The organism is Streptomyces sp. NPDC060031 (assembly GCF_042736805.1).
Lineage (GTDB): Bacteria > Actinomycetota > Actinomycetes > Streptomycetales > Streptomycetaceae > Streptomyces.
The window spans coordinates 135840-154531 of record NZ_JBHWVM010000001.1 but is presented as its reverse complement, the minus strand read 5'-3'; the positions used below and the strand labels follow the sequence as shown (position 1 = coordinate 154531).

Sequence of the window (18692 nt, the reverse complement as noted above, 5' to 3'; positions counted from 1 at the left end):
CGATGGACGAGAAGTCGGCCGTGCGGATCGAGCGGGACGGGCCGGTGTTCACGGTGGTCCTCAGCCGGCCGGAGGTCCGCAACGCCGTCGACGGCCCGACCGCGGCCCAACTCGCCGAGGCCTTCCGCACGTTCGAGGCCGAGGACAGCGCCGCCGTCGCCGTGCTGTGGGGCGAGGGCGGGACGTTCTGCGCCGGCGCCGATCTCAAGGCGGTCGCCGCCGGGCGCGGGAACCAGGTGCTCGCACAGGGCGACGGCCCCATGGGGCCCACCCGGATGCGGCTGGGCAAGCCGGTCATCGCGGCGGTCGCCGGGCACGCGGTCGCCGGCGGCCTGGAGCTGGCCCTGTGGTGCGATCTGCGGGTCGCGGAGGAGGACGCGGTCTTCGGGGTGTTCTGCCGGCGTTGGGGCGTACCGCTCGTGGACGGCGGTACGGTGCGGCTGCCGCGGCTCATCGGAGAGAGCCGGGCCATGGACCTGATCCTCACCGGCCGGGCCGTCGCGGCGCCCGAGGCGTACGACATCGGGCTCGCCAACCGCCTGGTGCCGCCGGGCCAGGCCCGCCGCGCGGCGGAGGAACTGGCCCGCCAGATCGCCGGGTTCCCTCAGTTGTGCCTGCGACACGACCGCCTCTCGGTCCTGGAACAGCACGGCCTGAGCGAGGCGGACGCGCTGGCCGCCGAGTACCGGCACGGCATGGTCCCGCTCGCGGCGGGCGAAACCCAGTCGGGCGCCGACCGGTTCGCCGCCGGCGCGGGACGGCACGGCTCGTTCGAGGCCTGAGCGCGGGCGGCTGCCGCGGGCCGTCCCGGACGGGCCGCGGCACTGCGTCCCATTCGGCAGCGCCGAACGTCCACACGGCACGCGCACCCGGGCCGACGACGAGCGTCGAGTGACCGATGCGCTCCTCGTGGCGGTACGCCACGGGGTGGTTGAGGAACATCTCCACCTCACGCAGCCCGGCCTCGTCGCGTGCGACGACGTCCAGGCGGATGGTGGTGCCGCCGCCCCGCGCCACGCCGCCGCCGCCCGCGACCTCCCGTACGGCGAACCCGCCCGCCCGCAGCAGCGGCACCGTGGGGGCGAGGTCCCGTGCGGTGACCGCGAGGCGGATCGAGGTCACGTCCCGCACCAGGTGGTCGCGGTAGCCGTCGGACAGGTACCGCGCGCGGCCGACGTCACCCGGGTGGCCGGCCGGCTCGGTAGTGCCGCGCGGGTAATGCACGGCGAAGCGACATGCGGACGATCGTAGATCGCGGAGCCCGCGCTCGCCGTCCGTTCGACGGGCCGCAGGCCCTCAGCCCCGGTCGTACGGATGGAACCCGCGGCCGGACTTGCGGCCCAGCAGCCCCGCCTGCACCATCCGCTGGAGCAGGGGCGGCGGGGCGTACAGGGGCTCCTTGAACTCCTGGTACATCGACTCGGCGATGGCGGCGACGGTGTCGAGGCCGATGAGGTCCGCGAGCCTCAGCGGGCCCATGGGGTGGGCGCAGCCCAGTTCCATGCCGGTGTCGATGTCGGCGGCCGTGGCGTACCCGGACTCGGCCATGCGCATGGCCGAGAGGAGGTAGGGCACGAGGAGCGCGTTGATCACGAAGCCGGCCCGGTCCCGGGAGCGGATCGTGGTCTTGCCCAAGGTGTCGCGGGCGAAGCCCTCCACCGTTCGCAGGGCCTGCGCCGAGGTGTGCAGCGAGGAGACGATCTCCACCAGGGGCAGTACGGGGACGGGGTTGAAGAAGTGCAGGCCCAGGACCCGGTCCGCGCGGCGCGTGGCCATGCCCAGGCGCATGATCGGGATGGCGGAGGTGTTGGAGGCGAGGACGGCCTCCGGATCCTCGACGATCTTGTCGAGTGCGCCGAAGACGTCCGTCTTGGCCCCGGCGTTCTCGGTGACGGCCTCGATGACGAGCTGGCGGTCCGCGAGCTCGTCGAGGCTGCCGGTGAAGACGAGGCGGGCGAGGGCGTCCTCGGCGCGGACGCGGTCGAGCTTCCCGCGCTGGACGGCCCGTTCCAGGGACGTCGCGACGCGTTCGCGGGCCGCCCGGGCGGAGGTGGCGTCGGCTTCGCAGACGACGGTGTCGATCCCGGCCCGGGCGCAGACCTCGGCGATGCCGGCGCCCATCTGGCCGCCTCCGACGACGCCGACCCGGCTGATGGGAGCGGGAGCGGGGGTGGGGACGGGGGTGGGAAGGGGGGCGGGGACCGGGGCGGGGATGCTCATGAGCGGGCCTCCGTACGGCGTACGAGGTGGCGGGCGTAAGCCCCGGTGGTGAAGAAGGGCGGCAGCGTGAGGCCGAGCGCGGTCTCCTCCAGGATCCGGCGGGCCTCGGCCACCGGCGCATCGGGCTGCTCCCGCGCGAACGCGGCGCATTCGGTGTCGAGGAGGCCGAGGACCTCCTCGCGCGTGACGGCGCGATGGCGGATCCACTGCCAGAGCTGCACACGGGCGATCTCGGCCGTGGCGGCGTCCTCCATCAGCCCGTACAGGGCGACCGCGCCGTGCCCGCTCAGCCATGCGCCGAAGTACCGCAGCGCCACCGCGATGTTGGCCCGTACGCCCTCCGGCGTCGGCGGCCCGCTGATCCGGCGTACCGAGAGCAGATCGCAGGCCTGCACGGCCAGGTCCTCGCGCGTGCGGTCCAGTTGGTGCGGCCGCTCGCCGAGGACCGCGTCGAAGACCTCGCGGCAGACCGGGACCAGGCCGGGGTGGGCCACCCAGGAGCCGTCGAAGCCGTCCTCGGCCTCCCGCTCCTTGTCCAGCCGGACCCTGGCCAGGGCGGCCTCGTTGGCGGCCGGGTCCTTGCCGGGGACGTGGGCGGCCATGCCGCCGATGGCGTGGGCGCCGCGCTTGTGACAGGTACGGACGAGGAGTTCGGCGTACGCCCGCATGAAGGGTGCGGTCATGGTGACCTTGGCCCGGTCGGGGAGCAGGAAGTCCGTGTGGTGGGCGAAGGTCTTGATCAGGCTGAAGAGATAGTCCCAGCGGCCGGCGTTCAGACCCGAGCTGTGCTCGCGCAGCTCGTAGAGGATCTCCTCCATTTCGAACGCGGCGGTGATCGTCTCGATGAGGACCGTGGCGCGCACGGTGCCGCGCGGGACGGCGAGGAGGTCCTGCGCCAGCAGGAAGACGTCGTTCCAGAGCCGGGCCTCGTAGCGGTTCTCCAGCTTGGGGAGGTAGAAGTACGGGCCGTGACCGGCGTCGATCTGCCGCCGGGCGCAGTGGAAGAAGTAGAGGCCGAAGTCCACCAGCGAGGCGGGTACGGGACGGCCGTCGATCTCCAGGTGCTCTTCGAGGAGGTGCCAGCCGCGCGGGCGGACCACGATCGTGGCGAGGTCCTGCCCGAGCCGGTACTCCTTGCCCCCGGGGGCGGTGAAGTCGATGCGCCGGTCGATGGCGTCGCGCAGGTTCAGCTGGCCGCCGATGACGTCGTCCCAGGTGGGGGCGGTGGCATCCTCGAAGTCGGCCATCCACACCCGCGCGCCGGAGTTGAGGGCGTTCACCGTCATCCGCCGGTCGGGCGGCCCGGTGATCTCGGCCCGGCGGTCGGTCAGGCCCGGCGCGGGCGGGGCCACCCGCCAGTGCGGGTCGGCCCGGACGGACGAGGTGGCGACGGAGAAGCCGAGCGGAGTGCCCGAGGCCAGGTTGGCCGACCGGCGGCGGCGCTCCTTGAGGATCTCCAGGCGCCGGTCCGCGAATGCGGCGTCGAGGCGCCCGATGAACTCCAGTGCCTCGGGGGTGAGGATCTCCTCGTGACGGTCGCCCGGTGCTCCGAGAACCTGGGTACGGCGGGTCAGCGCGTGCGTGGACATGCGGTCTCCTGGGTGGGAGGGCGGTCGCGGGAGGAGCGGGGCCGGCCGGGCGGCCCGGCTAGTGGAACTGCTCTTCCTCCGTGGAGCCGGAGAGCGCGGTGGTGGAGGAGGCGGGGTTGACGGCGGTGGAGACCAGGTCGAAGTAGCCGGTGCCGACCTCGCGCTGGTGCCTGACGGCGGTGAACCCGTGTTCCTGGGCGGCGAACTCGCGCTCCTGGAGGTCGACGTAGGCGGTCATGCCGTGCTCGGCGTAGCCGCGGGACAGGTCGAACATGCCGTGGTTGAGGGAGTGGAAACCGGCCAGGGTGATGAACTGGAACCGGTAGCCCATCGCGCCCAGCTCCCGCTGGAACTTGGCGATCTGGTCGTCGTCCAGGGCGGCCTTCCAGTTGAAGGAGGGCGAGCAGTTGTAGGCCAGCATCTGGTCCGGGTACCGGGCGTGGACGGCCTCGGCGAACTCGCGGGCCTGGGCGAGGTCCGGGGTGCCGGTCTCGACCCAGATGAGGTCGGCGTACGGGGCGTAGGCCAGGCCGCGGGCGATGACCGGCGCCATCCCGTTCCGCACCCGGTAGAAGCCCTCGGCGGTGCGCTCGCCCGTCACGAACTCGGCGTCGCGCTCGTCGACGTCGCTGGTCAGCAGGTTCGCGGCGAGCGCGTCGGTACGGGCGATGATCACGGTCGGGGTGTCGGCGATGTCGGCGGCCAGGCGGGCCGCGTTCAGGGTGCGGATGTGCTGGGAAGTGGGGACGAGGACCTTGCCGCCGAGGTGGCCGCACTTCTTCTCGGAGGCGAGCTGGTCCTCGTAGTGGATGCCGGCGGCCCCGGCCGCGATCATGGCCTTGGTGAGCTCGAAGGCGTTGAGCGGGCCGCCGAAGCCGGCCTCGGCGTCCGCGACGATCGGCGCCAGCCAGTCCGTACGGTCGCTCCCGCCCTCGGCGGTGGCGATCTGGTCCGCGCGCAGCAGGGCGTTGTTGATCCTGCGCACCACCTGCGGGACCGAGTTGACCGGGTAGAGGCTCTGGTCCGGGTAGGTGTGCCCGGCCTGGTTGGCGTCCGCGGCCACCTGCCAGCCCGACAGGTAGATCGCCTGCAGGCCCGCCCGCACCTGCTGGACCGCCTGACCACCGGTCAGCGCGCCCAGCGCGTGGACGTAGTCGAGTTCGTGCAGTTGCCGCCACAGCCGCTCGGCGCCGCGGCGGGCCAGGGTGTGCTCCTCGCGGACACTGCCGGACAGCCGGACGACGTCGCCGGCGCCGTAGGTGCGCTCGATGCCCGCCCAGCGCGGGTCGGTCGCCCACCGCTGCGCGAGGTCCGCCGCTGCTGCCGTCGTCGTCTCTGCCTGAGCCATGACCGTCACCGTCTCTGTGAGTCGTCAAAGGGTGCCAATGAATGGCACTTCGTGCCGTGTGGTGGGGTGCGGCCGCCGGAACCGGCGGGCCATGGGACGACTCTTACAGCGGCACCCAGTGCCATCAACCGGGGACGGATGCCAAGTTCTGCGCATCTTCGGGAGGCATTCTGCAAAGTTTGCGAAGGCTGGCGTGGCCGCCTTCCCGCGTAGGCTGGCGGCTGTCCGGACGGGCAGGGGACGGCGAGGAGCGAGGAGCGAGGGGGCGCGGTGAACAAGACCTACGCGGGAGCGCGGCTGCGGCGGCTGCGCGAGGAGCGGCGGATGAGCCAGGCCGAACTGGCCCGCGTCCTCGGCATCTCGCCCAGCTACCTCAACCAGATGGAGCACGATTCGCGGCCGTTGACCGTGCCGGTGCTGCTGCGGCTGACGGAGGCCTTCGGCGTCGACCCCGGCTTCTTCTCGGAGCGCGATGCGAGCCGCCTCGTCGCCGACCTGCGCGAAGCCCTCGCGGGCGAGGTCGCCGAGGCCCGGGTGTCCCCCTCGGACCTCGCGGAACTGGCCTCCCGGATGCCCGCCGTGGCCCAAGTGCTGCTCGATCTCGGCCGTCGCAGCCAACTCCTCGCCGAGCGGCTGTCGGACACCGCGGAGAGCCGGGACGCCGCCGCGGGCGCGCCCCGGTCGCCCCACGAGGAGATCCGGGAGTTCTTCTACCGCCGCCAGAACTACCTCCACGACACCGACCTCGCCGCCGAGGAGCTCGCCCGCGAGATCGGCATCCGCCCCGGCGACGTCCTGCCGGCCCTCGGCCGGCGGCTCACGGAGCGCCATCGGGTACGGGTCGCCTCGGACGCCGACCGGCTCCACCACTACGACCCCGTGGCCCGCGTCCTGCACCTCTCGGCCCGGCTGCGCCCCGGCCAGCAGGCGTTCCGCATGGCCACCCAGCTGGCCCTGCTGGAGTACGGCGACGAACTCGACCGGCTGGGCGCCGAGGACTTCCCGGCCGGCTCCACCGCGCACTCCCTGGCCCGGATCGGGATCGCGAACTACTTCGCCGCCGCGCTGATCCTTCCGTACCGGGCCTTCCACACGGCCGCCGAGGAGTTCCGCTACGACATCGAGCGGCTCACCGACCACTTCGGGCTCGGCCACGAGACCGTCTGCCACCGCCTGAGCACCCTCCAGCGGCCCCGGCTGCGCGGCGTCCCGTTCTCCTTCGTGCGCGTGGACCGGGCCGGGAACATGTCCAAGCGCCAGTCGGCCACCGGATTCCACTTCTCCCGCGCGGGCGGCACCTGCCCGCTGTGGAACGTGTACGAGGCCTTCGCCGCGCCCGGCCGCATCCACGTCCAGGTCGCCGCCATGCCCGACGGCGGGCGTCATCTGTGGACCGCCCGAGCCCTCACCCGCCACCGCGGCGGCTGGGGCGAACCCGGCAAGACCTTCGCCATCGGCCTCGGCTGCGAGATCCGGCACGCCTCCCGGCTCGTGTACTCCGACGGGCTCGACCTCGACAACACCGCGGCCGCCACCCCCATCGGCATGGGCTGCCGCCTGTGCGAGCGCCTCGACTGCCCCCAGCGCGCGGTGCCCCCGCTCGGCCGGCCCCTGGCCGTCGACGAGAACTCGAGCACCTTCATCCCGTACCGGATCGCGGACGAAACCCGCTAGGGAATGCCTCCGCCCCGGTCGGCCGAGGAGCGGCCGACCGGGGCGCAGGCGGCGGGCTCAGACGAGGTCGAACCGGTCCAGGTTCATCACCTTGTCCCACGCCGCCACGAAATCACGCACGAACTTCTCTCCCGCGTCCTTGGACGCGTAGACCTCGGAGACGGCCCGGAGCTGGGAGTGCGAACCAAAGACGAGGTCGACGGCGGTGGCGGTCCACTTGACCTCGCCCGTGGTGCGGTCCCGGCCTTCGAACACGTTCTCGGCCGAGACCGACGCCTTCCACTCCGTACCCATGTCGAGCAGGTTGACGAAGAAGTCGTTGGTCAGGGTCTGCGGCCGGTCGGTGAAGACTCCGTGCGGGGACCGCTCGAAACCGGTGTCCAGGGCCCGCATGCCGCCGGTCAGGACCGTCATCTCGGGTGCGGTCAGCGTCAACAGGTTGGCGCGGTCCAGCAGGAGGGTCTCCGGCGACAACTTCTCTCCCGCCGGGAGGTAGTTGCGGAACCCGTCCGCCCTGGGTTCGAGCACGGCGAACGACTCCACGTCGGTCTGCTCCTGCGAGGCGTCCGTGCGCCCCGGTGCGAACGGGACCGTGATGTCGTGCCCGGCGTTCTTCGCGGCCTGCTCGACCGCCGCGCACCCGCCCAGGACGATCAGGTCGGCCAGCGAAACCAGCTTGCCGCCGGCCTGTGAGCCGTTGAAGTCCTGCCGGATCTGCTCGAGGCCGCGCAGCACCTCGGTCACCTCGGGCAGGTCATTGACCTCCCAGTCCCTTTGCGGCGCGAGCCGGATCCGCGCCCCGTTGGCGCCGCCGCGCTTGTCGGTGCCGCGGAAGCTCGCCGCCGACGCCCACGCGGTGGTGACCAGCTGGGAGACGGACAGTCCCGAGGCGAGGATCCTGCCTTTGAGGGCAGCGACGTCCTCGTCCCCGACCAGCTCGTGATCGACTTCGGGGACTGGGTCCTGCCACAGCTGCGGCTCGGCGATCCACGGGCCGAGGTAACGCGAAAGGGGCCCCATGTCGCGGTGCAGCAGCTTGTACCACGCCTTGCCGAACGCTTCCGCGAGCTGGTCCGGGTTCTCGTGGAAGCGCTTCGCGATCGGCGCATAGATCGGATCCAGCTTCAGCGCCAGGTCCGTCGTCAGCATCATGGGAGCGTGTCGCTTCGACGGGTCGTGAGCATCCGGCACGGTGTCCTTGGCCGAGGGATCCGTGGGAGTCCACTGCTTCGCGCCCGCCGGGCTCGTCGTCAGCTCCCAGTCGTACCCGAACAGGTTGTCCAGGTACCCGTTGTCCCACGTCGTCGGCTCGGAGGTCCAGGCGCCCTCGAGGCCACTGGTGAGCGCGTCGGCGCCCGTCCCGGTGCCGTAGGTGTTCTTCCAGCCGATGGCCTGCTGCTCGATGGGGCAGGCCTCGGGTTCCGGACCGATGTACTCGGGGCCGACCGCACCGTGGCACTTGCCGAATGTGTGGCCGCCGACGATGAGCGCAAGCGTTTCCTCGTCATTCATCGCCATACGCCCGAACGTCTCGCGAATGTCCCTGGCGGCAGCCATCGGATCCGGATTGCCGTTGGGCCCTTCCGGATTGACGTAGATCAGTCCCATCTGCACGGCACCGAAAGGACCGGTGAGTTCCCTGTCGCCGCTGTACCGCTCATCTCCGAGCCACGCGTCCTCGGGCCCCCAGAAGATTTCCTCGGGTTCCCAGACGTCCTCTCGCCCGAAGCCGAATCCGAATGTCTTGAACCCCATCGATTCCACGGCGCAGTTGCCGGCGAAGATCAGAAGGTCGGCCCAGGAGATTGTGGGGCCGTACTTCTGCTTGACCGGCCAGAGCAGACGGCGCGCCTTGTCGAGGCTCACGTTGTCCGGCCAGCTGTTGAGGGGGGCGAAGCGCTGGGCGCCGGAGCCGCCGCCGCCCCGGCCGTCGGCGATGCGGTACGTGCCCGCGGCGTGCCAGCTCATGCGGATGAACAGCGGCCCGTAATGGCCGTAGTCCGCGGGCCACCAGTCCTGCGACGCCGTCATCACCTCGAAGACGTCCCGCTTCAGCGCGTCGACGTCCAGGGTCGCGAACTCTTCCGCGTACGTGAAGTCCTCGCCCATCGGATTGGACCGGGGCGAGTGCTGGTGGAGAACCTGAAGGTCCAGCTGATTCGGCCACCAGTCCCGGTTCGACCTGGGGCGAGTCGGCGCGGGGGTCGGGGAGGGGATTACCGGGTTCTCGCTTTCGCTGCCGGACACGTCCGTCCTTCTTTCTGTCGCGGTTTTCCGTCTGCTGGCCGGTATCTCTTGACGCCTGTGCTTTTCCGATCCGAGCCCGTATGGTCGCGCACCGCGGACCGCACTGCTGCGAGAACACGCTGCGGGGGAGCCGAAATGACTTGGTCGGCAGGAGGCCTGTTCGGACGCACTCGACGCCGAGTGCGGGAATGGCGGCGCGCTGCCGGGTAGACGTCGGTCATGAAGACACGCATCCTCGACACCACATCGTCCTGGTGGCTGAAATCGCTGGACCGTCTCGAGCGGACGACCGTCGCGGACCCGGCCATCAGGGGCCTCCAGCGCGGAATCCGCGCGCTTCCCCTGGGCGGGGCACGTGACCTGCTAAGGGGCCGGCCGCTGGGCCATCCCGTTCATCCCGTCCTGGTACAGGTGCCGATCGGCTGCTGGCTGTCGGCGGCCGTCCTCGATGCGGCCGTACCGGGAACGCGGCGTGCGGCGACGACCCTCACGGCCGTCGGACTGGCGGGGGTGGCTCCGGCAGCGGTCGCCGGTTGGGTCGACTGGGCGGACCTGCCGCCCCAGCAGGCCCGGGTCGGCCTGGCCCACGCCCTCGTGAACGTGACCGCCGTCGTCTGCTACACCGCGTCCTTGACGGCGCGGCTGCGCGGCTGCTCGGCGAAGGGCGTGCTGTGGTCGTGGGGCGGGCTGACCGCGGTCGCCCTGACCGGCGCGCTGGGCGGGCACGTGGCCTACCGGCGGGCCGTCGGAGCGGATCCCGCACCCTAGTGCGGGGCCCGGGGAGACCACCGCCGCAGGTCAGAGCAGGGTCCGGATCCCGGGCGCGGCCCCCTCCTCCACGGCTCGGGCGCCGGAACCGTAGCGGCCGACGGGCAGCACGGGACGGCCCCGGGTGTCTTCGAGGGCGAAGGCCGCGGCGGCGTACAGAGCCAGAGCGATGACCACCAGCCCCTCGCGAGTCCCTCGATGTGGCGGGGGTTGGCCGAGTTCCTGAAGCCGGGCAGATCTCCGTCGGCTCCTCATTCGCGAGTGTTCTGGGCGGTGGGCTGCCCGTTCATCTGCAGGACGCCGCAGCCTGGCCGTTCGAGCATGCCGCGGATCAGGTGCAGGTCGTTGACCTGGACGGCGGCGGTGGCCTGGTGGGACTGGTAGAAGCCCTGGAGGACCGTGCACAGCAGCCGGCCACGTGACGTTCGAGGCGGTCGAAACCGGCGACATGGGCCTCGATGTACGCGGCGTCGGGCGCCATGCCTGCGCCGCCCGTGTGCGGCGCCAGCAGTCGCCCGGCCGCGCCGCCACAGGCGACTGACCGACTGACCCTGGGCGAGGGCGAGGGCGAGGGCGAGGGCGAGGGCGAGGGCGAAGGACAGGTCAGACGACCCGCCGGGCCAGCACCTGCCCCGGCCAGGTCCCGGACAGGAAACGGTCGGCGGGGGTGAAACCGTTGCGCTCGTAGAACGCGACCAGCTCGCCCCCGCCTCCCGCCCAGCAGTCGACCCGCAGCAGCTCCACCCCGGCCCGCCGGGTCTCCTCGGCGGCATGGGCCAGCAGCGCCGCCCCGATGCCCCGACCGGCGTACCGTCGGTCGGAGACCAGCAACCGGACGTACCGCTCCGGCTCCCCGGCCGGTGCGATCGGCATCTGCGGGCTGGGCCCGTGGTCCAGCACCAGGGCTCCGACGGGTGCTCCGGCCAACTCCGCGATGTACGGGGCGTTCTCGTTCGTGTACCGCTCGACCCGCGCCACTCCGCCGGACGTCTGCGAATACGGTGTCGTGCCCCACTGCTCGGTGTTGCCGCGATCGTTCATCCAGACCACCGCGGAGTCGAGCATGGCCAGAATGGCCGGTGCGTCGGCCGGGCTGCCCGGCCTGATCCGTATGCCGTGTGTGGTGTCGTTCACGGCGAAAGCCTAGTGCTGTAGCCGGACCACCCGCGTGCGCGCGGGGGAGGATGTGGCTCGCCATGCCCTCATGGGCGTCTGTCCGCGCGGCCCGTCTCCGAGGAATCCCCCATGCATCAGTCGCCCGAGCCCTTCCGACTCCTCCCCGGTGCCGCCACGTCGCCGGTGATCCTGCACGTGCCGCACTCCTCACGCGTCATACCGGAGTCCGTCCGCGGCGGCATCGTGCTGGACGACGAGGCGCTCGAGCAGGAGCTGGACCACATCACGGACTCCCACACCGCCGACATCGCCGCGGCGGCCGCGGCCGGATCTGCCGTCACGCCCTGGCAGTTCGTCAACGGCCTGTCCCGTCTCGTCATCGACCCCGAGCGTTTCCCGGACGAGCGCGAGGAGATGCTGGCCGTAGGCATGGGAGCGGTGTACACGCACACCACCCACCGGGAGCGCCTGCGTCCCGACGGCTTCGACGGCCGGCCCTTGATCGACCGCTGTTTCCACCCGTACGCGGACGCGATGACGCGGGCCGTGGAGGACCGGCTGGAGGCCGCCGGACGAGCCGTGATCATCGACGTGCACTCGTACCCCACGCAGCCCCTCCCGTACGAACTGCACGGTGGCGGGCTCCGGCCGCCGGTCTGCCTGGGCACGGACCCCTTCCACACCCCGGCCGGCCTCCTCGCCGTCGCCGGGAAGGCGTTCGCGGACTTCGACGGCACAGGACTCGACAGCCCCTTCGCCGGCACGTACGTACCGCTGAAGTACTACGGCAAGGACGAGCGGGTCGGTGCGCTGATGGTCGAGATCCGCCGGGACACGTACATGTCCGAGCCAGGCGGTCCCGCCGGACCCGGCCTCGTCGCGCTGGCGGAGGCCCTGGCAGAACTCGTGGACGGCCTGCTCCCGTAGCCGGTTCGGCGCGGGGCCTCAGCCGGTGAAGGCCTCCGTGAAGGCCCCGTCGCTGCGACACCCCGCTGCAGTTCGTCGCCGCGTCGTCCGCCGGGGCATCGCGGCCGTCGCCCGCGCCGAGGCCGCGGCCGGGTCTGATGCCCGGATCCACGTCACGAACAACCGTCGTTCGAGCCCGGTGTTCGCGAATGCATCCGGAAGTCGTGTGTATGTGTGGATAGTTCGAAGAGTGTGATCATTCTGCGGGGCTGGCGAGGAGGTCTCTTTAAGAAAGCTTGTTGAACAACGCTGACCGCCGGGGCGGCCTTGAATCAACTCCGTTAATCGGTCAGGGTTTCGAGCTGACCCCCGGAGATCTTTCGGCTCCGGGTGGTCACGCACCACGCTTTGACGCCCCACACGTCAACATGAGGAGTGCCCGCTTTATGTCAACTCACAAGCATGCACGTGTCCGTTCGCGCGGCCTCAGGGTCTTTGCGGTGGCCACGGCAGTCGCCACTGCAACCGGTGTCTGCATGCTGTTGTCCCCCCTCGCCGGCGCGACCACTCCCGCCGAGGGAACGGTGTACGGGCTCGGCGCACCCGGAGCGCTGAGCGGCAGCTACATCGTCATCCTCGACCAGGACGCGGACAAACAGGCACTCGCCAAGAAGTACGGCGGCGAGCTGAAGCGCACCTACACGTCCTCGGTCAACGGCTTCTCCGCGGCCGGGCTTTCGGAGACCGACGCCAAGCGCCTTGCCGCCGACCCGGCCGTGGGCAAGGTCGTCCAGAACAAGAAGTTCTCCATCAACAGCACCCAGGCCAACCCCCCTTCGTGGGGCCTCGACCGGATCGACCAGACACAGACGGCGGGGGACAAGAAGTACACGTACCCCGACGCGGGCGGCGAGGGCGTCACGGCCTACGTCATCGACACCGGTGTGCGGATCACCCACAAGGACTTCGGCGGCCGGGCCGCGCACGGCTTCGACGCGGTGGACAACGACCAGAGCGCCGACGACGGCAACGGGCACGGCACGCACGTCGCCGGGACCATCGCGGGCACCTCCCACGGGGTGGCCAAGAAGGCCAAGGTCGTCGCGGTCCGTGTGCTCGACGACAACGGCTCCGGCACCACCGAGCAGGTCGTGGCGGGCATCGACTGGGTGACGCAGCATCACAGCGGGCCCTCGGTGGCCAACATGAGCCTCGGTGGCGGCGCCGACGAGGCACTGGACGAGGCGGTACGCCGGTCGATAGCCGCCGGCGTCACCTTCGCCGTCGCGGCGGGCAACGAGTCCACCGACGCCGGGCAGGGCTCTCCCTCGCGGGTCCCGGAGGCCGTCACGGTCGCCTCCAGCACGGCCGACGACTCCCAGTCCTCGTTCTCCAACTTCGGGTCGGTCGTCGACCTCTACGCGCCGGGCTCGGACATCACCTCCGACTGGAACGACAGTGACAGCGGCACGAAGACCATCTCCGGCACCTCGATGGCGACGCCGCACGTGGTGGGAGCCGCCGCCCTCTACCTGGCCGGGCACAAGGACGCGTCGCCCGCGCAGGTCGCACAGGCCCTGACCGCGGAGGCGACCCCGGGGAAGATCACCAACCCGAGCAGCGGAACCCCGAACAAGCTGCTGAAGGTGTCCACGCAGTAGCGGGAGCCGCCCGAGCACGCGCCGGGGCCGTCGCACCCGAGGGGAGTGCGACGGCCCCGGCGTCCTGTCGATGTCAGTCGTCACGGCCTCAGGGCGGCGGCCGCCCTCGCCGACCACCCTTGACGCCGCCCGGCGCCAGTGTGGATGAGTTCAACTGGCCCGCCCATAGCGGACGTTCCTGCTCCAGATCCGCTCCAGCCGCACCCGGGTACCTGGGCGGGGTGCGTGCCAGATCTCGTCGTGGCCGGCGTAGATTCCCACGTGTTCCACGGTCGAGCCCCTGGGAAAGAACACCAGGTCCCCCAATTCGCGTTTGCTCCGCGGAATATGGGACGTGTGCTCGTACTGCTGCTCGGCGGTGCGGGGCAGCTGTCTGCCGGCCTTCTTGAACGAATAGAGCGTCAGGCCTGAGCAGTCGAATTGTCTTGGCCCTGTTGCACCGCGGACGTAGGGTGCGCCTTCCTTGGAGGCGGCCACGGCCACTGCCATGACGCCGTACGACGAGGCTGCGTTGGCGGGTGACATGGGCCCGACCAGCGTGGTGGTCAGGAGGCAGAGCATCAGCATGACACGAGGGGGGCCGAATTCGGTGGCGCGGCGAACAAGTCGGTGAGCCTGTCGGGTCTTACGGGACTCGGATTCGGTCCTGGGGACGGACATCGTGGTACCTCCGTGTTCGGGTGCGGCAGCGGTCGATCGGACACGTATGAAGATCCTGCTTTCCATCTCGTGAATTCCTGGCGCGTAACGGCCGACCAGTTTTCCCCGATGCCGCCCGAAATTCACTTCCGGAGACGGGGTGGAGGTGTATCGGTTCTGTAACAAATCCGCGAACATACGTAAATCATCCGGCGAGTCTCGAGCGCGATGGCTCAGGTCTGTTCCTCGCCCCGCCCCATGGGCGGCCTGACGCACGGCAGGGCCACGCGCACCAAGTCACATCAGGCGTCGTAGGGTTCGGGGCGCGGTGGCGGCCGGGCCGGTCAGGTCCCCGCACCCACGCTCTCGACGCCTGCGGCAACACCGGCCCACCATCTGGCGGAAGGGCCGCATCATCGGCGGCTGGACCCGGTCACGGCCGGCCCGCGTCCTGCGGACCCGACGGCCCCGCTCCCGTCGTCCTCCATGGCGGTACGGCACGAGGCGAGGGGCCGGGATGCGCTCACCTCCCGGCCCAGGAGCGGCTCGTCGTGCCTGCAGCCCGTCACCTCGCCGCCCTGCCGGGTTGCACCCTCCCCGACGGCACCTCGGGCTCCCACCGCCGCCCCGCCACGGCCTTGTGGAGGCCGCCACCGCCGCCGAACGGATGGCGTGCCAGGGCGGCCCTTCCCCCGCACACCCGACGTGATGGGTCCGTCACGCCGCGCGCCTTCCGGAAACCTGCACATCGTGTGCGCGATCGTGGCTGCCCGCCCCCTTCGGCCTGCGGTATGACGGATATATCCCGTCTGGTTGGTGGGGGTTCGGTCCGTTTGGTTCTGTGTAAGCAGCGGGCGGCCCGTATGTGTTACTCGATCTTGTGAAGAAGTCGTCACTATTCGGTGAATCAAGCTGCACGTCAGTCGTCAGAGGTGCCCGTCCGCCCGTGATGGGGCGTCAATGGGATTGGGCGCGCAGCCCGTTCGCGTGCTTACATCTTGCGCATTGCGGCAGTCGAGAATGGCGGCCGAGTTTCGGGCCGCCCAGCCCGCCGCAAGAATGCATTCCTCCCCCCAATGAAAGGTGCGCATCATGCGTAACGACATCGAGACCCGTGAGATCGCCGACACCGAGCTGGACGCCGTCTCCGGCGGCCTCATCAGCGTGTCCGGTGGCCTGGTCGGCGCCGTGACCAGCGATGTCAGCAACGTCGTGGGCGTCGTGGGCTCCCTCGGCACCGTGCAGGCCGCGCACGGCATCGTTTCCCACGTCCCCGGTCTCGTCACGGGCCTCACCGGCGTTTCGGTGAACACCGGTCGCGCCGGTCTCTGATCGGGATATGCCCATGAACCCCGGAGTTTCCCCCACGGCTCCGGGGTTCCTGGCTGCCCACAAGCCCGGCCGATACGAATGCAGTTGAAGGAATAGTCCGTGCAGTTTCGCCAAAAGGCTCTTTCCAAGCTGCAATCGCCCGAAGAACTCGACTTGCCCGTCCGCTTCGCGCGCCCGCAGGGGCGGCTCGTCCTGGCCGTCACGGTCATCGTCATGGCCGCCGCGAGCTTCTGGGCCTTCACCGGCACCGTGTCCTCCAAGCTGAGCGCCCCCGGCGTCCTCACCCAGGCCGAGGGCAGTTACGTACTGCAGACCCCGGTCGCGGGACAGGTGACCGGAGTCCTCGCCGAGGAGGGCCAACTACTGGCCGCCGGAGCGCCCCTGCTCAACGTCCGCACGGAGCAGGGGGACCGCCCCGTGCGCGTGGTGACCGGCGGGCGGTTGACGACCCTGGTGGCCAAGGTGGGTTCGGTCGTCGCCACCGGCGCGGACGTGGCGACCGTGGAACGTGTGAAGAATCCGGGGGACCCGCTGGTGGCCGTGCTGTACGTGCCGGCCGACAGCGGCTCGGCCATCCCGGTGGGCGCCCCGGTCGACCTGAGCGTCCAGTCCGTCCCGCAGCAGCAGTTCGGCATGCTGCGCGGCCGCGTCAAGGCGGTGGGCCGTGCGCCCCAGACGGGGGCGCAGATCAGCGGTTTCCTCGGCGACAGCGGACTCGCCGAACAGTTCTCCCGCCACGGCAGCCCGGTCGCCGTGCTCGTCCAGCTCGAACGCTCCTCCTCCACCAAGTCCGGCTACCGGTGGTCCTCCGCGGACGGGCCCCCGTACGCCGTCGACTCGAGGACCCCGCTCACCGGCGCCGTCCACCTCGCCGCGCGCCGCCCCGTCGACTGGCTGCTGCCATGACCGCGCCGAACACCGCGCAGACCGGGGCGCCGCAGACCGCGCCGCAGCTCCCGCCCGCCGGCCGCCGGCGCCACCGCCCCGAGCCCAAGGGCGGCGCCCGCCGCAGGCCCGCGCCCGCTCCCAGGGGCAGGACGCCCCGCCCCGTCCGCACCCCCACCGTGCTGCAGATGGAGGCGGTGGAGTGCGGCGCCGCCGCCCTGGCCATGGTGCTCGGCCACCACGGCCGCTTCGTCCCCCTCGAAGAACTGCGCATCGCCTGCGGCGTCTCCCGCGACGGCTCCCGCGCCAGCAACCTCCTGAAGGCCGCCCGTGGTTACGGGCTGAAGGCCAAGGGCATGCAGATGGACCTGGCCGCGCTCGCGGAGGTGAGCGCCCCGGCCGTCCTCTTCTGGGAGTTCAACCACTACGTCGTCTACGACGGCATGAGCCGGCGCCTCGGCCGCAGGGGCGTGTACGTCAACGACCCCGGCAAGGGCCGCCGGTTCGTCCCCATGGACGAGTTCGACACCAGCTTCACCGGTGTCGTGCTCACCTTCGAGCCCGGCGACGGCTTTCGCCGCGGCGGCCGCAAGCCGGGCGTCCTGGGCGCCATGCCGGCCCGCCTGCGGGGCACTTCGGGCACCATGGCCGCAGCCGCGATCTCCAGCCTCCTCCTGGTGGCCGTCGGAGCGTCGGTGCCGGCCCTGAGCCGCACGTACATCGACATGTTCCTCATCGGGGAGCAGACGTCCCTGCTGGGTGTCCTGTTCGCCTCGATGGCCGTCGCCCTCCTGCTCACCGCGACCCTCACCGCCCTGCAGCAGGCCAATCTGCTGCGCGGGCGCATCATCTCCTCCACCCTGGGCAGCGCCCGCTTCTTCCGGCACCTCCTCAGACTTCCGGTCACCTTCTACTCCCAGCGCAACCCGGCCGACCTGGTCCAGCGCCTGCAGTCCAACGACGCGGTCGCCGAGACCCTCGCCCGGGACCTGGCCGCCGCGGGCGTGGACGCCGTGGTGGTCGTGCTCTACGCGGTGCTGCTGTGGACGTACGATCCACAGCTCACCCTCGTCGGCGTTCTGATCGCGCTGCTCAACGTGGCGGCCATGCGGATCGTGATCCGGCTGAGGGCCACCGGTACCCAGAAGCTGCGCGCCGAGAGCGCCCGGCTGACCAACACGTCCTACAGCGGCCTCCAGCTCATCGAGACGATGAAGGCCACCGGCGGCGAAAACGGCTTCTTCCGCCGCTGGTCCGGACAGCACGCGGTCACCCTGGACGTGCAGCAGCGGCTCGGCGTGCCCAGCGCGTGGCTGGCGATCGTCGCGCCCACGCTGGCGGCGTTCAACAGCGCGCTGATCCTGATGATCGGCGGCCTGCGGGCGGTGGAGGGGCACCTCACCGTGGGTCTGCTCGTCGCGTTCCAGGCCCTGGTGACCAGCTTCACCGCGCCGATCTCCCGGCTGGGCGGCGTCGCCGGAAGGATCCAGGACTTCGCGGCCGACGTCGCCCGCCTCAAGGACGTCGAGAACTTTCCCGTCGACCCGGTCTACATGCGGCGCGAGCCCGCCGCCGGCACCCGACGCCTCAAGGGCCACGTGGAACTGGACCACGTCACCTTCGGCTACAGCCCGCTGGACGCCCCGCTGCTCGAGGACTTCTCGCTCTCGGTCGGACCCGGGCAGCAGATCGCGCTCGTCGGCGGGTCCGGAAGCGGCAAGTCCACCGTCTCCCGGCTGATCTCCGGCCTCTACACCCCCTGGCAGGGAGCCATCCGCATCGACGGGATGCGGCTGGAGGACATCCCGCGCGGCGCGCTGGCCGCTTCCGTCTCCTTCGTCGACCAGGACGTCTTCCTCTTCGAAGGCACCGTCCGCGACAACGTCACGCTGTGGGACCCCTCCATCCCGGACGAGGCCGTCGTCGCCGCCCTCGAGGACGCCGCCGTGCACGACGTGGTCGCCCGCCGCCCCGGCGGCATCCGCAGCCGCGTCGAGCAGGACGGCCGCAACTTCTCCGGCGGCCAGCGCCAGCGCCTGGAGATCGCACGGGCGCTGGTGCGCCGCCCCAGCGTCATGGTGCTCGACGAAGTGACCAGCGCCCTGGACGCGGTGACCGAGCAGGTCATCATCGACAACCTGCGCCGCCGCGGCTGTGCCTGTGTGGTCATCGCCCACCGGCTGAGCACCGTGCGCGACAGCGACGAGATCGTGGTGCTCGACCGGGGCACCGTCGTGGAACGCGGGCGGCACGAGCACCTGGTCGCCGCGCAGGGCCCGTACGCCGCATTGGTCAAGGAGTACTGAG

15 protein-coding genes and 2 pseudogenes are annotated in these 18692 nt (G+C 71.1%); 8 read left to right on the top strand and 9 right to left on the bottom strand.

Going from position 1 to position 18692, the window contains the following annotated elements; translation table 11 throughout:
* The first annotated feature begins 2 nt into the window (after positions 1–2).
* Positions 3–782, top strand: a complete 780-nt coding sequence (locus ACFWB8_RS00690) for a crotonase/enoyl-CoA hydratase family protein (RefSeq protein ID WP_385220365.1) — start codon at positions 3–5, stop codon at positions 780–782.
* 61 nt (positions 783–843) lie between these two features.
* Here ACFWB8_RS00690 and ACFWB8_RS00685 read toward each other — a convergent pair.
* From ACFWB8_RS00685 to aceA, 4 genes and pseudogenes are all read right to left on the bottom strand, one after another.
* Positions 844–1215: pseudogene (locus tag ACFWB8_RS00685) on the bottom strand (DUF5829 family protein); the annotation flags it as partial.
* Positions 1216–1296: 81 nt separating this feature from the next.
* Positions 1297–2220 (bottom strand): 3-hydroxybutyryl-CoA dehydrogenase, encoded by a 924-nt coding sequence (locus ACFWB8_RS00680; RefSeq protein WP_385220362.1) that lies wholly within the window; start codon positions 2218–2220, stop codon positions 1297–1299.
* Positions 2217–3809 (bottom strand): malate synthase A, encoded by a 1593-nt coding sequence (gene aceB, locus ACFWB8_RS00675; RefSeq protein ID WP_385220359.1) that lies wholly within the window; start codon positions 3807–3809, stop codon positions 2217–2219. Before aceB ends, ACFWB8_RS00680 begins: the two co-directional genes overlap by 4 nt.
* 58 nt (positions 3810–3867) lie before the next feature.
* Positions 3868–5157, bottom strand: coding sequence for an isocitrate lyase (gene aceA / locus ACFWB8_RS00670; RefSeq protein ID WP_385220356.1), 1290 nt, complete (start codon positions 5155–5157; stop codon positions 3868–3870).
* Between the two features lie 270 nt (positions 5158–5427).
* Between aceA and ACFWB8_RS00665 the strand changes: the two genes are divergently transcribed.
* Positions 5428–6831 (top strand): short-chain fatty acyl-CoA regulator family protein, encoded by a 1404-nt coding sequence (locus ACFWB8_RS00665; protein ID WP_385220353.1) that lies wholly within the window; start codon positions 5428–5430, stop codon positions 6829–6831.
* A 57-nt stretch (positions 6832–6888) separates the two neighbouring features.
* Here ACFWB8_RS00665 and katG read toward each other — a convergent pair whose 3' ends face one another.
* The gene (gene katG, locus ACFWB8_RS00660; RefSeq protein WP_385220350.1) at positions 6889–9078 is read right to left on the bottom strand and encodes a catalase/peroxidase HPI; all 2190 of its coding nucleotides are present in this window, start codon (positions 9076–9078) and stop codon (positions 6889–6891) included.
* A gap of 219 nt (positions 9079–9297) precedes the next feature.
* Here katG and ACFWB8_RS00655 point away from each other — a divergent pair, with 219 nt between their 5' ends.
* Complete coding sequence (locus tag ACFWB8_RS00655) at positions 9298–9846, top strand: DUF2231 domain-containing protein (RefSeq protein ID WP_385220347.1); 549 nt, start codon at positions 9298–9300, stop codon at positions 9844–9846.
* Between the two features lie 30 nt (positions 9847–9876).
* Here ACFWB8_RS00655 and ACFWB8_RS00650 read toward each other — a convergent pair whose 3' ends face one another.
* The 3 genes and pseudogenes from ACFWB8_RS00650 to ACFWB8_RS00640 all read right to left on the bottom strand — a co-directional run bounded on the left by ACFWB8_RS00650 (position 9877) and on the right by ACFWB8_RS00640 (position 10980).
* Entirely contained in the window at positions 9877–10023 is a 147-nt protein-coding gene (locus tag ACFWB8_RS00650) for a hypothetical protein (RefSeq protein ID WP_385220494.1), read from the bottom strand.
* Positions 10023–10259, bottom strand: a pseudogene (locus ACFWB8_RS00645) (hypothetical protein); the annotation flags it as partial. The pseudogene ACFWB8_RS00645 and the gene ACFWB8_RS00650, both read right to left, overlap by 1 nt.
* Before the next feature lie 190 nt (positions 10260–10449).
* A complete protein-coding gene (locus tag ACFWB8_RS00640) occupies positions 10450–10980 on the bottom strand; it encodes a GNAT family N-acetyltransferase (protein WP_385220345.1) in 531 nt (176 codons plus the stop codon).
* Between the two features lie 111 nt (positions 10981–11091).
* Between ACFWB8_RS00640 and ACFWB8_RS00635 the strand changes: the two genes are divergently transcribed.
* Positions 11092–11889 (top strand): N-formylglutamate amidohydrolase, encoded by a 798-nt coding sequence (locus ACFWB8_RS00635; protein ID WP_385220342.1) that lies wholly within the window; start codon positions 11092–11094, stop codon positions 11887–11889.
* Between the two features lie 425 nt (positions 11890–12314).
* Positions 12315–13529, top strand: a complete 1215-nt coding sequence (locus ACFWB8_RS00630) for a S8 family serine peptidase (protein WP_385220339.1) — start codon at positions 12315–12317, stop codon at positions 13527–13529.
* Between the two features lie 150 nt (positions 13530–13679).
* Here ACFWB8_RS00630 and ACFWB8_RS00625 read toward each other — a convergent pair whose 3' ends face one another.
* Complete coding sequence (locus tag ACFWB8_RS00625; RefSeq protein WP_385220336.1) at positions 13680–14096, bottom strand: C40 family peptidase; 417 nt, start codon at positions 14094–14096, stop codon at positions 13680–13682.
* A gap of 1164 nt (positions 14097–15260) precedes the next feature.
* Between ACFWB8_RS00625 and ACFWB8_RS00620 the strand changes: the two genes are divergently transcribed.
* From ACFWB8_RS00620 to ACFWB8_RS00610, 3 genes are all read left to right on the top strand, one after another.
* Positions 15261–15500, top strand: a complete 240-nt coding sequence (locus ACFWB8_RS00620; protein ID WP_385220333.1) for a hypothetical protein — start codon at positions 15261–15263, stop codon at positions 15498–15500.
* 99 nt (positions 15501–15599) lie between these two features.
* The gene (locus ACFWB8_RS00615) at positions 15600–16406 is read left to right on the top strand and encodes an HlyD family efflux transporter periplasmic adaptor subunit (protein ID WP_385220330.1); all 807 of its coding nucleotides are present in this window, start codon (positions 15600–15602) and stop codon (positions 16404–16406) included.
* Entirely contained in the window at positions 16403–18691 is a 2289-nt protein-coding gene (locus ACFWB8_RS00610; protein ID WP_385220328.1) for an NHLP family bacteriocin export ABC transporter peptidase/permease/ATPase subunit, read from the top strand. The genes ACFWB8_RS00615 and ACFWB8_RS00610 overlap by 4 nt, the downstream gene beginning before the upstream one ends.
* Position 18692 lies beyond the last annotated feature (1 nt).

Excerpts from the sequence above, each read along its gene's own strand:
- ACFWB8_RS00625 (WP_385220336.1), bottom strand. The coding sequence starts at position 14,096 with ATGCTGATGCTCTGCCTCCTGACCACCACGCTGGTCGGGCCCATGTCA.
- ACFWB8_RS00620 (WP_385220333.1), top strand. The coding sequence starts at position 15,261 with ATGCGTAACGACATCGAGACCCGTGAGATCGCCGACACCGAGCTGGAC.
- ACFWB8_RS00655 (WP_385220347.1), top strand. The coding sequence starts at position 9,298 with ATGAAGACACGCATCCTCGACACCACATCGTCCTGGTGGCTGAAATCG.
- ACFWB8_RS00680 (WP_385220362.1), bottom strand. The coding sequence starts at position 2,220 with ATGAGCATCCCCGCCCCGGTCCCCGCCCCCCTTCCCACCCCCGTCCCC.
- ACFWB8_RS00690 (WP_385220365.1), top strand. The coding sequence starts at position 3 with ATGGACGAGAAGTCGGCCGTGCGGATCGAGCGGGACGGGCCGGTGTTC.
- ACFWB8_RS00610 (WP_385220328.1), top strand. The coding sequence starts at position 16,403 with ATGACCGCGCCGAACACCGCGCAGACCGGGGCGCCGCAGACCGCGCCG.
- ACFWB8_RS00630 (WP_385220339.1), top strand. The coding sequence starts at position 12,315 with ATGTCAACTCACAAGCATGCACGTGTCCGTTCGCGCGGCCTCAGGGTC.
- aceB (WP_385220359.1), bottom strand. The coding sequence starts at position 3,809 with ATGTCCACGCACGCGCTGACCCGCCGTACCCAGGTTCTCGGAGCACCG.
- aceA (WP_385220356.1), bottom strand. The coding sequence starts at position 5,157 with ATGGCTCAGGCAGAGACGACGACGGCAGCAGCGGCGGACCTCGCGCAG.
- ACFWB8_RS00635 (WP_385220342.1), top strand. The coding sequence starts at position 11,092 with ATGCATCAGTCGCCCGAGCCCTTCCGACTCCTCCCCGGTGCCGCCACG.